Here is a 14,736-nt window from a genome sequence, read left to right as displayed (position 1 = left end):
ATGCCCTTCTGACGAGCCGGCTTCAAAGATCCATCGACCTCGACGCGATCTCAAGCGAAGCCCTGAAACGGACGCCCGAGTTGCCGCAATAGCGCACGCTCCTGCGGCGTACCGTCGGGGCATGGGCGGAGAGATCTGGGAGGTCGGCGGCGCGTACGAGGACTACATCGGCCGGTGGAGCCGGTCGGTGGCCGCGGCGTTCGTGTCCTGGCTCGCCGTACCGGCCGGACGGCGCTGGCTGGACGTCGGGTGCGGCACCGGCGCGCTGACCGCCGCGGTGCTGGACGCGGCCGAGCCCGCCGAGGTGGTCGGGGTCGATCCGTCGGACGGATTCCTGGCGCACGCGCGGCGGCTGGGCGCCGATCCGCGGGTCCGGTTCGAGACCGCCGAGGCGGGAGCGCTGCCTTTCCAGGACGGCCGGTTCGACGCCGTGGTCAGCGGGCTGGTGCTGAACTTCGTGCCGGACGCGCGGGCGGCGGTGGCCGAGCTGGCCAGGGTGGCCGCGCCGGGAGGGACGGTCGCGGCGTTCGTCTGGGACTACGCCGGCCGGATGGGGATCATCCGCACCTTCTGGGCGGTCGCCGCCGAGCTCGATCCGGACGCGGAGGAGCTGGACGAAGGGGTCCGGTTCCCGTTGTGCCGGCCGGAGCCGTTGCGCGGGTTGTGGGGCGGGATGGGCGAGGTCCTGGTCGAGCCGATCGAGGTGGCCGCGGTGTTCCGGGATTTCGAGGACTACTGGCGGCCGTTCCTCGGCGGCCAGGGCCCGGCCCCGGCCTATGCCGTGTCACTGCCCGAGGAGCGCCGCGCGGCGCTGCGGGACCGGCTCCGCGAGCGCCTTCCGGCGGCGCCGGACGGATCGATCACCCTGCCTGCCCGCGCCTGGGCAGTGCGCGGCGTCACACCCCGCCGGTGACCACCGCTCACGGTCGCGGTGAGCGGTGGTCCGAGGACGTTCCCGTCAGGCGGGGCAGGTCTCGCGCTTGGCGGTGAGCTCCAGGGTCTTCTTGATGGAGCTCAGCCCGAGCCGCTTGGACTCAGGGCAGAACTTGCTCAGCGGCACCGTGTACTCGGCGTGGAAGACCGGCTTGCCCGCCTTGATGAACGGCGTGAGCGTGGAGCACTCGTGGTACTCGGCGCACTGCTCGTTCACCGCGAAGTCGAAGTCGCCGACCAGCTGCGGGACCTGGTCGAGGTCGTTCTTCAGACCGATCGCCAGGCCGTGCTCGTGGGCGCCCTGGGCGAGCATGCGGTTGAAGGCGAGCTGGTGCTTGGCGGTGACAGGGAAGCCGGAGTCCGCCTGGTAGGCGTCCACCAGGTCGGCCTCGACGCCGTCGAAGCCCTTGGCCTTGCACTGGTCGAGGCGGGCGGACCAGATGCGCTTGATCACGTCGAGCTGCCTGATGTCGACCCACCGCTCCTGCGGCCATCCGTCGACCTGGTTGCCCAGGACGGACTTCGGGAAGTCCTTGTAGTCGGGACGTCCCTGCTCGGCCGCGCCGATGTCGATGTAGCAGACGACCTTGCGTCCCAGGCCGTGCAGGGCCGACACCGTCGCGGCGGAGGTGTTGAACATGTCGACGTCGTAGACGTCCGCCTTCACCGAGGTGTCGATCTTGCCGCTGAGCTGCCACTGCCAGCTCAGCCCTGCCTTGGGGTGCCACCAGTCGCCGGCCGAGGTCGTGGTGGCCGCCGCCGCGGGCGTCACCACCCCCGCCACCACCGCCATGCTCGCCAGTGCGGCACCGAATAATCTCATGCCTTCTCCTCATCTCCGGGTCGCAGCCCCTTTGCGGCCACGTGCTGATCATGGAGCGAGGCCAAATTCTGCCAGTCGGATCGGCCTTCCGCATGCCGAAAAGCACATCTCGTCGCGAGCATGATCGGGCGTGCGGCCCAGCGTGACGGCCTGGCTGCGCGCGGTCGCGAGCGGGACCGACGAATTTCGGTCAGTGCATGGGCGCGGGTTTTGACCCACCACGGACAAATCTGTGTCTCGCCTTTAGCTGCCGCGCCCAGCTGTCGCGATCATTTGCCGGACGTTTGAAAGTCCGCGCCCGTCGCCTCCGTGCCTGATGACCCTGGCGGGGGAAACGGTCACCTATGACCGAAATGTGTGGGTATGGGAAGGAACGGGAGATAAGAAGGACCACCGCCCCCGGCTCCGTGCCGGGGATCCGGGAGGAGGAACGATGGCCGTCACCCAGACCCGCTCTGCTCGCGGGAGCCCTTCCAAGAAGGGGTTCACGCTGGAGCTGCCCATGGTCACCGTCCAGATGCGTGCTCCCGACCTGCGGATGCCGCACCTGGAGATGCCGCACCTCGAGATGCCTCACCTCACCAAGCAGGAGATGGGCCACGCCGTCGATGTCGCCCGATCGTTCCTTCCCCCGCCTGAGCGCATCGCCTACTACGGCGCGCTCGGCGCGCTCGCCGCGCTGGGAGTGATCGAGTGGCCCGTCGCGGCCGCGATCGGCGTGGGGACGATGATCGCGCGGCGCGAAGGGGCGGGGGAGTCCTTCCACCCGCTCCAGAAACTGGCGGAGGTCCTGCCCATCGAGAGCAAGAAGGAGACCTCCACCTCCACCACACCGGGCAAGAGTGCTTCCACCACCGCCACGCAGAAGGCACGCCCTGCGGCTTCGACCACCGCGCGAACGAAGAGCACCTCGGCTTCCACTGCCACGCGCAAGAAGACCACGTCGGCTTCGACCACCGCGGGGAAGAAGAGCACGTCCACCACGCGGAAGAGGAGCACGTCGGCCTCAAGCGCAACGCCCAGGCGGAAGAGTGCGGCCAGGAGTACGCGCTCCAGCGGATGAGCCGCCACCTGAACTGAACGGGCCGCGCGCTCTCGCGGCTCGGCGGACCCGCCTGTGCACAGGCGCCGTTGCCGGGAGGGTACATGGCATGGTTCGACCTGCCCTCGATTGACACGTTGCTGGACCTGGTCCCGGAACCGGTGCGCAGCTTCATCCCACGACCTCGCCGGATACAGCCGTGCGCGGGCGGGGCCCGCATCGAGCTGCGGAACATCGGCGGGCCGGGAACGGATCGGCTCGCCCGCGCCCTCGAGGACCGGCTGCGCGCGGCGGGCGTGGGCCGCGCCGAGGTGAACGGGGCGCTCAGCGCCGTGTTCGTCGGGTGCGACATCAGTACGGTCGACATGGACAAGCTCGTCGCGATCGTGGACGAGCTCGACCAGTCGGACGAGACCTCCGACGAGAGCTCGGACGAGGAGTACTCCGAGGAGGAGGAGGAGGAGAGCCCGGAGGAGTCCCGCGTACTCGACGGCGTGCAACAGCAGGCGCGCGCCGTGGTCAGCCTCGGCCTGCACCTCGTCGGTGCCGGGGTGGCGCTGGCAGGTCAGGCCGCGCGCCTGCCGAGGCTGCACGCGGCGGTGCCGAGCTTCGTGGCGCTGGCCGAGGACACTCCACGGATCCGCCGGGAGCTCGAGGAGCGCATGGGCAGGCACGCGGCGGACGCAGCGCTGACGGTATCCAGGGTCGCCGCGCAGACGCTGGCCATGCGGCCCGTGACCCTCCTGGTCGACGCCGTCGCCGCAGCGGGCAGATACGTCGACTCGCGTGCCGGGTGCCAGGCGTGGGCGCAGCGCGAGGAGGAGTTCGCCGCCGAGCACGGTGCCTACCGTCAGACGCGGGTCGCGACGAAACCACGCCCGGTTCCGATCCCCAACGGGCCCGTCGAGCGCTACGCCGACGCGGCCACCATCGCCTCCGTGGTCGCGCAGAGCGCCACCACCGCCATCGCCCAGGACCACCAGCGGGGCCTGGCCGTGCTCATCACCGGAGCCCCCAAGGCCGCGCGCGTGGGCAGGGACGCCTTCACCAGCGCCACCCTGCGCGCTCTCGCTGCCCGCGACATGATCGTCCTGGACCGCCATGCCCTGCGTCACATGGACCGCATCGACGTGGTCGTCCTCGACGCCGACGTCCTCACCTCGGACGCGTGGACGATCGACAGCGTCGTCCCGCTCGCCCCGCAGGTGGATCCGGACGAGCTGCACGCCAGGCTCTACTCCCTGCTCGATCTCGCTGATCCCGCGGCCAGGTGCGAGGCCGACGGGTGGACGGCCGAGCCGTACGAGGAAGCAGCGGGGCTGGTCGAGGCGGATCGGCTGTCCGAGTGGGGCGAGCAGGGGATCCAGGTCGTCGTGGTGGCCGCGGAAGGGGTGCCGATCGCCCTGGTCGGCCTGGCCAGGGGGCTCCATCCGCTGGCCCAGGCCGTGGTCGCGGCGCCTGACGGCGCCTGCGCGGTGGTCCTGGCCGGTGGGGACGCGGGACTGGGCCGCCGGCTCGGCGTGGAGCGGATGGTCACGGGCGGGCCCCGGCTGGCGGCCTCGGTCCGCGCGCTCCAGTCCGAGGGCCACGGCGTGGCCGTGGTGTCGCAACGCGCGCGGCGCGCGCTGAACCAGGCCGACCTGGGCATCGGCGTGCTCGGGCACCTGCACCGGGTCCCGTGGGACGCGGACGTGATCGGCGAGCTCGACGGGGTGCACCTGCTCCTGCGCAGCCTGCCGTCCGCCAGGAAGGCGAGCACGCGCAGCGTGCAGGTGGCCGCGGCGGGGGCGATCGCGGGGGCGGGGATGGCGTTCCTGGTGCCGCAACGGCTCGCCATCCGGCAGGCCCATCTGGTGCGCGACGCCACCTCGCTGGCCGCTCTCGTGGCCGGCGAGTGGGTGGGACGCCGGACGGGACGCGGGCTGCCACCGATCCAGGCCGACCACACGCCCTGGCACGCCATGGCGGTGCGTGACGTGCTGACACGGCTGCGCACCACGCCCAACGGACTGACCGCCGCGGAAGCGGCACGCCGCCGGGGCAAGGCGCCGCCGCGGCAGGCGGACGGACCGATATCCCTGGTGGGCGCGTCGCTGGAAGAGCTGGCCAACCCGCTGACTCCGGTCCTGGCCGCGGGCGCCGGCCTGTCGGCCGTGGTCGGCTCGGCCCTGGACAGCGTGCTGATCGGCGGCGTGATGATCGTCGACGCGCTGCTCGGCGGTGCCCAGCGGCAGGGCACCGACCGGGCCCTGCACCGCCTCACCGCGGCCACCGCCGTGCGCGTACGGCTGCGCCGCCCCAGCGGAGGTACGGCGGGCGTCGCCGACGACCTGGTGCTGGGAGACGTGATCGAACTGCGTGCCGGCGATGCCGTACCAGCCGATTGCCGGCTGATCCAGGCGGTCGGCCTCGAGGTGGACGAGTCGGTCCTCACCGGCGAGTCGCAGCTCGTCTCCAAGACGGTGGCCCCGACCGCGGCGGGGGCCATCGCGGACCGCAGCTCGATGGTGTACCAGGAGACGACCGTCGCGGCCGGGCACGGCGTGGCCGTGGTCGTGGCCACGGGCGAGGCGACCGAGGCGGGCAGGACCGCCAGGCTGACGCAGGAGCGGCCGCCGCCGAGCGGGGTGGAGCTGCGGCTTCGCGAGCTGAGCAGCAAGATCCTGCCTGCCGCCGTCGGATCAGGCGTGCTGCTGATGGTGATCGACCTGGTGCGTGGCTCAGGGCTGGCGCAGGCGGTCGCACCCGCGGTGAGCATGATGGTGGCCGCGGTCCCCGAAGGGCTCCCGTTCATCGCCACCGTGGCAGAACTCGCCTCGGCCAAGCGGCTGTCGACGCGCAACACGCTCGTCCGCAACCCGTCGACGATCGAGGCCCTGGGCCGGGTCGACGTGCTCTGCTTCGACAAGACGGGGACCCTGACCGAGGGGCACATCAGCCTGCGCAGGGTGTCGAACGGCTGGTCCGAGGAGGCGTTGGAGGAGGCGACGCCGATGCTGAGGGAAATCGTCGCCGCCGCGCTCCGCGCCGGACCGCGGTCCGAGAGCGGGCAGTCCATTCCCCATCCCACGGATCGCGCCGTGGTGGAGGGAGCCGCTGGCCTCGGGATCACCGCGAGGAACGGGCTCGAGCGGTGGCAGCGGGTCGACGAGCTGCCCTTCGAACCCGCGCGCGGCTACCATGCGGTCCTCGGCCTGTCGGAAGCGGGCCACCTGCTGAGCGTCAAGGGCGCTCCCGAGGTCGTGCTCACCCGCTGCACCCACCGAGTCCGCGACGGCCGGAGGGTCCGGTTGAACCAGCAGGCCAGGCGGGAACTGGAGCTGGAAGTGGACAGGCTCGCGCTGCAGGGCTACCGCGTGCTCGCGGTCGCCGAACGGCCGGCCTCCAGCCGGGCCGACCTCGATGAGTCCCGCATCGAAAGGCTCTGCTTCCTCGGCTTCCTCGGCCTGGCCGATCCCGTGCGGCCGACGGCCAAGCACAGCGTGGAAGGGCTGATGCGGGCGGGCGTCCGGGTCGTCATGATCACCGGGGATCACCCCAGCACGGCCGAGGCCATCGCCGCCGAGATCAACGTACTCAACGGCGGCCGCGTGATGACGGGCCCCGAGCTCGAGGACCTGGACGACGAGGCACTCGGCATGGCGCTGCCGGACGTGTCGGTCTTCGCCCGGGTCACTCCCGAGCACAAGGCGCGGATCGTGACCAGTCTGCGCGGCACCGGGAGCGTGGTGGCCGTGACCGGCGACGGCGCCAACGACGTGCCGGCGATCCGGCTCGCCGACGTGGGCGTCGCCCTCGGACCCCGGGCCACCCCGGCGGCCCGGGCCGCCGCCGACATCGTGGTGATCGACGACCGCATCGAAACGATCATCGATGCGATCGTCGAGGGGAGAGGCATGTGGGGCTCTGTCCGTGACTCGCTGGGCATCCTGCTCGGCGGCAACATCGGGGAGATCGCCTTCACGCTCGGGTCCAGCCTGCTCACCCGGCGCAGCGCGTTGAACGCGCGCCAGCTGCTGCTGGTCAACCTGCTCACCGACATGCTGCCCGCGATGGCGGTGGCGATCAGGCCGCCCAGCTCGGCCAGCCCCGAAGCGCTCCTGGCCGAAGGGCCCGAGGCCTCGCTCGGAGCCGCGCTGACGCGGGACATCTACCTGCGTGCCGTCACCACCGCCGCGGCCGCGGGCGCGGCCTGGCTTCTCGCGCGCATGACCGGCACCCGGGGCCGCGCGGACACGGTCGGGCTCGTCGGCCTGGTGGGGGGCCAGCTGATGCAGACCCTGGTGCTCGGGAGCAGGGACCGGATGGTGGTGCTCGCGTCGCTGTCGTCCCTGGCCGCGCTGGGGGTGATCGTCTCGGTGCCGGGTCTCAGCCAGTTCTTCGGCAACCGGCCGATCGGGCCGGTGGGCTGGAGCATCGGGCTCGGCTGCGGCGCTGTCGCGGTCCTGCTGGCGACCTGGATCGAGCGTCAGCGTCAGACAAGTCGCGAATAGTTCATCGGACCGTCATCTGCGCTACACTCCAGCGCGACCCTTTATCCCGAAATATGTCTATAACGACAAATTTCAGCCTGAAAGGTAAAAGATGTCCGAGTTCTTGGCATCCCTCCTTGCCAAAGCGGCCATCATGCTGCTGGAGGCGCTGATCATGCGTTTCGTCCAGTCCCTGATCGCGTCAATGATGAAGCCCGCCGGTCTCCGCCTCGCCTGATGCCAGGAGCCGTGTGAGGGTGGTGTTCAGCCAGCGTTCGTAGCCGTCGGCGTCCCACCCGATCATCTGGCGTGCCAGCAGGTACGTCTCGGCGTGCACGAGGACGGTGGCGGTGTCGGTGAGCCAGTCCAGGTCGAGGCCGCCGGGTAGCAGACCGTCGTCGGCCATCTGGGTCCAGAACTGGCGCATGTTCTCGCGGGTGGCCTCGCGGCCGGCCTGGCCGGCGGCGGCCAGGCCGGGTTCGACGGCAGCCGCCTGCAGGGCGACCGCCAGGATGTCGGCGGCGCGTTCCATCATCTGGCGGGTGCCCGAGGCCAGGGCAGCGATGCGTTCGGCGCTGGTGAGGGCGGTGCGGGCGAGGGTGAACCACGGCCTGCCCGCCACGTCGACGGGTTCGGTGTCGCCCGCGACGGCGACGTCGACGGCGCGTTTGAGCAGGGCGGCCTTGGTGCCGAAGCGGACGTAGACGGTCCGGTGGCCGACGCCGGCGTGCTCGGCGACGGCGGTCAGGGTGGTGGCGGCGTAGCCGTGCCGCAGGAACAACTCGACGGCGGCGGTCAGGAGTTTGGTCTCGGTCTCGGCGACGCGGGCGGCGCGCAAGTCACGCTTGACGGGGTCCTGCATAGATTGCAGTATAACTGTATCGATGCAGTTGGACTGCAAGGAGGGTCATCGTGTCGGACATCCCCCGCCTGGACGGCGTGCACCACCTCAAGCTCCCGGTCGCCGACCTGCAACGCTCCCTGGAGTGGTACCGGAGCAGGTTCGGCTACCAGATCGACCTCGAGTTCGTCGAGCAGGGCGTACTGAAGGGCTACGCCCTGGCCCATCCGGCAGGTGGCCCCATGCTGTCCCTGCGCCTGGACCCCGACCGCGCCGCCGCGGCGGCCGGGTTCGACTACTTCAGCATCGGCGTCCCGGACAAGCAGGCCATCGAGGAGCTGGCCGCCCGCCTGACCGGGCTCGGCGACACCCACGCCGGCGTGCACAGGGCCACCATCGGCTGGATCCTGCCGTACCTGCACGACCCCGACGGCCACGAGGTCCGCTTCTACACCACCGAGACCCTGGACGCCCCGTCCGCAGCAGAGAAGAGCTCGTGACCTCTGGTCTACTCGAGCGTCGCCCAGAACCGGCAGTTGTGGTTCTTGGTGTAGTCGGTGGGGGAGATGGCGCCGGGGGCGAGTGACAGCGCGCTGTCGCCGTCGAACTTCTCCCACTTCGGCAGCCCGCGGGCGTTGGGGTCGCCGGTGGCGGCGAAGTCGGTCCAGTAGCGGATCATCTGGGCGGCCAGGGTGCGCTGTGCGGGCTTGAGCTCCCTGTAGGACTGTCCCATGTCGAACAGCGACAGCAGCTCGGAACCGTGGTAGGCGGCAAGGGGCATGCCGAGGTCCGGGCCGGGCGGATTGGGGTCGGCGAACTCGTAGGCGTAGACCGGCACGTGCTCGGCCAGCAGCCGCGCCTCGTGGGCGGCGGGGCAGGCGGCGGTGAAGTCGGTGCCCACGGCCGCGAACGCCAGCGCCGGCGACCTGTAGCGGGAGACCGGGTACTCCGCGGCGATCCTGACGGCCTTGGCGGCTCCGAAGGCCTTGGCGAGCTGGGCGCGGTAGGCGGCCTCGTCCTTCAGGTCGAACAGCGCGGCGAAGAGCGTGTGCTCGTCGCGGGTGGCGCCCTCGATCACTGGGACCTTGGTGAAGCGGCCCTTGGCGAAGCTGGTCCACGGCGCCTGGGGCACCAGCGGGGTGTGGAAGGCGGGGGAGTGGAAGGGGCCGTTCAGCGCGAGCAGGCTCTTGGCCGAGACGCCGCGCAGACAGGCCAGACTCTCGGCGTCGGCGCACTTGGGCGGCTTGGGCAGCAGCTTGGCGGCCGTGCGGCCCCGCCGCTGCAGTGTCTGGCGGTCGATCCACAGTTGGGAAGCCCCGTCACCGGGTGCCGACAGTTCACCGGTCCAGTCGGGCTTGCACGAGCCGCTCTGGATGGCAGCGCGCTGGAACAGCCCCGCCGCCGCGGGCGAGGCCAGCTGCCCGCACACGCTGATCCCGCCGGAGGACTCCCCGGCGAGCAGGACACGCGACGGGTCCCCGCCGAACGCGGTGATGTTCCCGCGCACCCACCGCAACGCCGCCTGCTGGTCGGCCAGGCCGTAGGTGCCGGAATCGGGGAGGTCCGGGTGGCCGAAGAACCCGAACACGCCCAGGCGCGAGTTCACCGTCACCACCACCACGCGGCCGCCCTTGACCATGCGTGCCGGGTCGTAGTCGGCGCCCGAGCCCGAGCTGAACCCGCCCCCGTGCAGCCACACCACCACCGGCAGCTTCCCCGGCCCTGCTGCCGGGGCGGTCACGTTCAGATACAGGCAGTCCTCCGAGGAGTGCCCGGCCAGTTCGCCGGTTTGCGGGCAGCTCGGCCCGGGAGCCTTGGCCTGCCGTACTCCCTGCCACGCGGCCGGCTCCTGGGGCAGTCGCCAGCGCAGTCCGCCCACCGGCGGCTTGGCGTACGGGATTCCCCGGAATCTCCGCACCCCTTCCTCGGCGACCCCACGGATCCCGCCCCTGTCGGTGATCACCGTCAGCCCGTACGGCGCAGCGTCGGCGGCCGCGGGTGACGGCGCGGCGGACAGGCCCGCGCCGAAGATCAGCGCGGCCGCCGCAGCGCCCTGGATCGCTTCTTTCGTAGCCATGCCGCCAGCGTCTCGAGGCCGCCCCGGCCCGCGCAGCGCCCATCCGTCTCTGCCTGGCCAGTCTTTGGAGAACGCCGCCACAGCCGAAAGTCGAAAGGTCTGAGGCGCAATTTCCGGGATAAGTGGACGCGCCAAGACCATCTTTGGTGGAATCACTACGGTCTGTTGTTTGATCATATCTGTGTGGCGCTGGGGGCTTTTGTGAGGGATGAGCCCAGGCTCGTCGGCGGGATGGAACTCGGCGGGAGATACCGCTTGGAGGTCCTGATCGGGCGCGGCGGCATGGGTGAGGTGTGGCGCGCCGTCGACCAGCGGTTACGCCGCCCGGTGGCGGTGAAGGTGCTGCCTGCGGAACTCGCGGCCGACCAGGAGAGCGTGGCGCGGTTCACGCGTGAGGCTGAGGCCGCGGCCGCGCTCCAGCATCCCGGCATCACCGTCGTCTTCGACATCGGCCAGGAGGGCGGCCTCACCTACCTGGTGATGGAGCTGCTCGAAGGCGAGGACCTGGGCGCGCTCATCCAGCGCAACCCGAACGGCCTCCCGGCGGACCAGGTCGTCAGCCTGACCGTCCAGCTGGCCGAGGCCTTGGCCGCGGCCCATTCGCGGGGAATCGTCCACCGTGACATCAAGCCCGCGAATGTCTTCGTCCTCCGCGACGGCCGCCTCAAGCTCTGCGACTTCGGCATAGCCGGGCTCGCCGACGCCGCGACCAGGATCACCCAGGACGGCGGCTCCATCGGCACCCCGCTCTACATGGCTCCCGAGCAGTTCCGCGGCGAGCCGGCCGACCCCCGGTCCGACCTCTACGCCCTGGGCTGCGTCCTGCAGGAACTCCTCACGGGCTCTCCTCCCTTCCGTTCCCCCTCGGGGCTGCCCGGCCTGCTCTACGCACACCTCAACGAGGCCCCGCCCTCGGTCCGGGAGCGGCGGCCGGATGCGCCTCCTGAGCTCGAGCGGCTCGTCTTCGACCTCCTGGCCAAGGCGATGGAGCATCGTCCGGCGAGCGCGGCCGCGGTGGCGTCCTTCCTGCGGAGGAACGCCCCCGCGGGCACCGTCCTGCTCCCGCCCGCGCCGTCTACCAGGGTCGACACCGCTCCGCCTACCCGGGTGGACGTCGCTGCGCCGACGCAGGTTCAGTCCGGCAAGCGCGGTTCGAAAGGACTGGTCATCGCGGGCGCGGCGGTCCTCGCGGTGGTCGTGCTCGCATCCGTCGCCTACATCGTGGTCGACCAGTGGTGGCTTCGAAGACCCTTGGGTGGGATCGCGATATCCCCGCTGTCCATTCCCACTCCCACGCCCTCGCCCACCAAGCCGGAGGTCCACCAGATCGTCTACAAGGTGACCGGGACCGTGCCGACGGGCACGATCTTCTACTCGCACCCGGACGGTGGCTCGTCCTCCCAGACGACGAAGCTGCCATGGACGATGAAGCTCAAGGCGCGCACGTTCACCTTCCTGACCATCGGTGCGAACACCGGGCTCGCGGACGGGACCATCCGTTGCAGCATCATCGTCGACGGCAAGGTGGTCCAGGACCACTCCAGCCGCGGCCGCTTCGCCTCCGCGAGCTGCCAGTACTCTCCTTACCTCGCCAAGTACACCGGCCAGAACTGATCACGTTTGAAGGTCCGTGAGCTGGCCATGCTCTCTGCGTGACAGCATTGACAGAGGAGACCCTCGCCACCCTGCCCGAGAGCGTGGCGGTGCCCTCCTATGACCGGTCACGGCTCACGGTCGGCATCGTGCACTTCGGCGTGGGCGGCTTCCACCGCGCCCACCAGGCGATGTACCTCGACGGGCTGATGAACGAGGGAAAGGCGCACGACTGGGCGATCTGCGGCGTCGGCGTGCTGCCGGGCGACGCGCGGATGCGCGATGCCCTGGCCGCCCAGGACGACCTGTACACGCTCGTCCTCAAGCATCCGGACGGAACCCGCGAGGCCCGCGTCATCGGCTCGATCACGGAGTATCTCTTCGCCCCCGACGACCCTGAAGCGGTCATCGAGAAGATGGCGGACCCGGCGGTGCGCATCGTGTCGCTCACCATCACCGAAGGCGGCTACAACATCCATCCCGTCACCGGCGCCTTCGACGCGGAGTCCCCGGCGATCCAGGCGGACCTGGCGCCCGGCGCGCTGCCCGCCACGGTCTTCGGGCTGGTCGCCGAGGCCCTGCGCCGCAGGAAGGACCGCGGGATCACGCCGTTCACGGTGATGTCGTGCGACAACATCCCGGGCAACGGGGACGTCGCCCGGCGTTCGTTCTCGGCGTTCGCCCACCTGGTCGACCCCGGTCTCGGAGACTGGGTCGAGAACACCGTCGCCTTCCCCAACTCGATGGTCGATCGCATCACCCCGGTCACCACCGGCGAGGACCGCGAGGATCTGACCCAGCGGTTCGGCATCAGGGACGCCTGGCCCGTCGTCTGCGAGCCGTTCACGCAGTGGGCGCTGGAGGAGCACTTCCCCGGCGGACGCCCGCCGTACGAGGAGGCAGGGGTCCAGGTCGTGGCGGACGTCGAGCCGTACGAGCTGATGAAGCTGCGCCTGCTCAACGCCGGCCATCAGGCGCTGTGCTACTTCGGCTACCTCAGCGGCTACCGGTACGCCCACGAGGCCGCTGCCGACCCCGCGATCGCCCGGTTCCTGCTTGACTACATGGACATCGAGGCGACGCCGACGCTGCGCCCGGTGCCCGGCGTGGACCTCGAGGCGTACAAGCGGACCCTCATCGAGCGGTTCGCGAACCCCGAGGTGCGCGACACGCTGGCGAGGCTGTGCGCCGAGTCGTCGGACCGCATCCCGAAATTTCTGCTTCCTGTGGTGCGCGAGCAACTGTCCCGCGGCGGTACGGTGACCCGCGCGGCCGCCGTGGTGGCCAGCTGGGCGCGGTACGCGGAGGGCGTCGACGAGGCCGGCGAGCCGATCACGGTCGTCGACCCGCTGAAGGACCAGCTGATGGCCGCCGCGCGCACCCAGCGCCGGCACCCCACGGCCTTCATCGAGAACCGCGAGCTGTTCGGCGACCTCGTCGACGACGAGCGGTTCGTCGAGCCGTACCTGCGGGCGCTCGAGTCGCTGCACACGAACGGCGCCCGCGCTACGGTGCGTCAGCTCGCGGGCTGACCGCGTACCTGGCGTACTGCTCCCTGATGACCAGGCGGTGGTCGGGCGTGGGTTCGGCCGCGATGGACACCTTCCAGGACGGGCGCTCCCCGGTGAGCACCCACGCCGCCTGGACGGCCGCGCCGTCCGCGACGTACTCGCCGGGCTCGGGGACGACGACCGGCAACGCGAAGGTCTGGGCGGCGATGCGCTGCACCGCGGTGTTCTGTGCCGCCCCGCCGATCAGCAGCACGCGGTCGCTCTCGACCCCCTGGCCGCGGACGGCTTCGAACCCGTCGGTCAGGCCGCACAGCATGCCCTCGATCGCCGCGCGCGCCAGCGACGGCCGGTTCGTCGAGGCGAGCGTGAGCCCGAAGAGCGTGGCCGTGGCGTCGGGCAGGTTGGGCGTGCGCTCCCCTTCGAAGTACGGCAGGAGCACCAGGCCATTGGAGCCTGGCGGGGCCTCGAGCGCCAGCCTGCCGAGCTCCTCGTGGTCGACGTCGAGGACCCGGGCCACGGCGTCGAGGACGCGGGCCGCGTTCAACGTGGCGATCAGCGGCAGGAACAGGCCGCTCGCGTCCGCGAATCCGGCGACGGTGCCGCTCTCGTCGCGCGTGGGGTGACCGGTCACGGCGAAGACGGTGCCGCTGGTGCCGATGGAGACCACGACGTCGCCGCTGCCCGCGCCCAGGCCGAGCGCCCCGCCCGCGTTGTCGCCCGCGCCCGGGCCGACCACGGTCGAGGTGCCGGCGACCGTACCGGCACGATCGCAAGGCCCGAGGACACGCGGCAGGATGGCCGGGTGGCCCAGCGCCCGCTCGAAGAGCTCGAGGTCGTAGTCGCCGGTGGCCGGGTTCCAGTAGGCGGTGCCGCTCGCGTCGGAGCGGTCGGTCACGAGCGCGTCGAGATCCGGCCCGAGAGGCGAGCCGGCCGGACCGTGGCCGCGCAGCCGCCAGGTCAGCCAGTCGTGCGGCAGCGCGACGGCGGCCACCGCGGCGGCGTGGTCCGGCTCGCGGTCGCGCAGCCAGCGCAGCTTGCTGGCCGTGAACGAGGCAACGGGCACGGTGCCGGTCCGCCGGGCGTAGTCCTCGGCGCCGACCTCTGACGCCAGGTCGCGGGCGGCGGCGGCCGATCGGGTGTCGTTCCACAGCAGCGCCGGCCTGATGACGCGGCCGCCGGCGTCGAGAGCGACGAGGCCGTGCTGCTGGCCGGCAATCGCGATCGCCGCGACGTCGTCGAGCCCGCCGGCTTCGGCGATCGCGGCCCGCAGAGCCTCCCACCATCGCGCGGGATCCACCTCGGTGCCTGGCGGGTGACCGGCCCTGCCGGAGCGGACGAGCCGCCCGGTTTCGGCGTCCCGAATCACGACCTTGCAGTTCTGGGTCGACGAGTCGACGCCCGCGACCAATGTCATCGCTCAACGCTCCTGACCTGCGAAAACCAA

The 14,736-nt window shown here is 71.3% G+C and carries 10 protein-coding genes; 6 read left to right on the top strand and 4 right to left on the bottom strand.

Going from position 1 to position 14,736, the window contains the following annotated elements; genetic code table 11:
- Positions 1–121 precede the first annotated feature (121 nt).
- Positions 122–913: a class I SAM-dependent methyltransferase gene (locus KIK09_RS35555; RefSeq protein ID WP_214323828.1), complete on the top strand. Its 792-nt coding sequence runs from the start codon at positions 122–124 to the stop codon at positions 911–913.
- A gap of 45 nt (positions 914–958) precedes the next feature.
- Here the strand turns inward: KIK09_RS35555 and KIK09_RS35550 are convergent, their stop codons facing one another.
- Entirely contained in the window at positions 959–1,756 is a 798-nt protein-coding gene (locus KIK09_RS35550) for an endo alpha-1,4 polygalactosaminidase (RefSeq protein WP_214323827.1), read from the bottom strand.
- A 433-nt stretch (positions 1,757–2,189) separates the two neighbouring features.
- Here KIK09_RS35550 and KIK09_RS35545 point away from each other — a divergent pair, with 433 nt between their 5' ends.
- A complete protein-coding gene (locus KIK09_RS35545; protein WP_214323826.1) occupies positions 2,190–2,819 on the top strand; it encodes a hypothetical protein in 630 nt (209 codons plus the stop codon).
- Between the two features lie 83 nt (positions 2,820–2,902).
- On the top strand, positions 2,903–7,291 hold the full coding sequence (locus KIK09_RS35540; protein ID WP_214323825.1) for a cation-translocating P-type ATPase: 4,389 nt from the start codon (positions 2,903–2,905) through the stop codon (positions 7,289–7,291).
- A 181-nt stretch (positions 7,292–7,472) separates the two neighbouring features.
- Here KIK09_RS35540 and KIK09_RS35535 read toward each other — a convergent pair whose 3' ends face one another.
- On the bottom strand, positions 7,473–8,132 hold the full coding sequence (locus tag KIK09_RS35535) for a TetR/AcrR family transcriptional regulator (RefSeq protein ID WP_214323824.1): 660 nt from the start codon (positions 8,130–8,132) through the stop codon (positions 7,473–7,475).
- 50 nt (positions 8,133–8,182) lie between these two features.
- Here KIK09_RS35535 and KIK09_RS35530 point away from each other — a divergent pair, with 50 nt between their 5' ends.
- A complete protein-coding gene (locus KIK09_RS35530) occupies positions 8,183–8,611 on the top strand; it encodes a VOC family protein (protein WP_214323823.1) in 429 nt (142 codons plus the stop codon).
- Between the two features lie 8 nt (positions 8,612–8,619).
- On the opposite strand, the gene KIK09_RS35525 is transcribed toward KIK09_RS35530, so the two are convergent.
- Positions 8,620–10,188, bottom strand: a complete 1,569-nt coding sequence (locus KIK09_RS35525; RefSeq protein ID WP_214323822.1) for a carboxylesterase/lipase family protein — start codon at positions 10,186–10,188, stop codon at positions 8,620–8,622.
- A gap of 201 nt (positions 10,189–10,389) precedes the next feature.
- On the opposite strand from KIK09_RS35525, the gene KIK09_RS35520 reads away from it, so the two are divergent.
- Positions 10,390–11,802, top strand: a complete 1,413-nt coding sequence (locus KIK09_RS35520) for a serine/threonine-protein kinase (RefSeq protein ID WP_214323821.1) — start codon at positions 10,390–10,392, stop codon at positions 11,800–11,802.
- Positions 11,803–11,840: 38 nt separating this feature from the next.
- Complete coding sequence (locus KIK09_RS35515; protein WP_214323820.1) at positions 11,841–13,313, top strand: mannitol dehydrogenase family protein; 1,473 nt, start codon at positions 11,841–11,843, stop codon at positions 13,311–13,313.
- Here the strand turns inward: KIK09_RS35515 and xylB are convergent.
- Positions 13,288–14,706 (bottom strand): xylulokinase, encoded by a 1,419-nt coding sequence (xylB, locus tag KIK09_RS35510; RefSeq protein WP_214323819.1) that lies wholly within the window; start codon positions 14,704–14,706, stop codon positions 13,288–13,290. The two genes, KIK09_RS35515 and xylB, sit on opposite strands and share 26 nt — an antisense overlap.
- Positions 14,707–14,736 lie beyond the last annotated feature (30 nt).

The sequence above is a fragment of the Nonomuraea sediminis genome, assembly GCF_018531495.1.
GTDB classification, from domain to species: Bacteria; Actinomycetota; Actinomycetes; order Streptosporangiales; family Streptosporangiaceae; genus Nonomuraea; species Nonomuraea sediminis.
The sequence above is the reverse complement of the archived record's forward strand: the minus strand, read 5'-3'. Positions and strand labels throughout refer to the sequence as shown.

What these genes read in the sequence shown, in the direction of transcription:
- xylB (WP_214323819.1), bottom strand. Translation starts at nt 14,706, where the DNA reads ATGACATTGGTCGCGGGCGTCGACTCGTCGACCCAGAACTGCAAGGTC.
- KIK09_RS35540 (WP_214323825.1), top strand. Translation starts at nt 2,903, where the DNA reads ATGGCATGGTTCGACCTGCCCTCGATTGACACGTTGCTGGACCTGGTC.
- KIK09_RS35555 (WP_214323828.1), top strand. Translation starts at nt 122, where the DNA reads ATGGGCGGAGAGATCTGGGAGGTCGGCGGCGCGTACGAGGACTACATC.
- KIK09_RS35545 (WP_214323826.1), top strand. Translation starts at nt 2,190, where the DNA reads ATGGCCGTCACCCAGACCCGCTCTGCTCGCGGGAGCCCTTCCAAGAAG.
- KIK09_RS35550 (WP_214323827.1), bottom strand. Translation starts at nt 1,756, where the DNA reads ATGAGATTATTCGGTGCCGCACTGGCGAGCATGGCGGTGGTGGCGGGG.
- KIK09_RS35525 (WP_214323822.1), bottom strand. Translation starts at nt 10,188, where the DNA reads ATGGCTACGAAAGAAGCGATCCAGGGCGCTGCGGCGGCCGCGCTGATC.
- KIK09_RS35535 (WP_214323824.1), bottom strand. Translation starts at nt 8,132, where the DNA reads ATGCAGGACCCCGTCAAGCGTGACTTGCGCGCCGCCCGCGTCGCCGAG.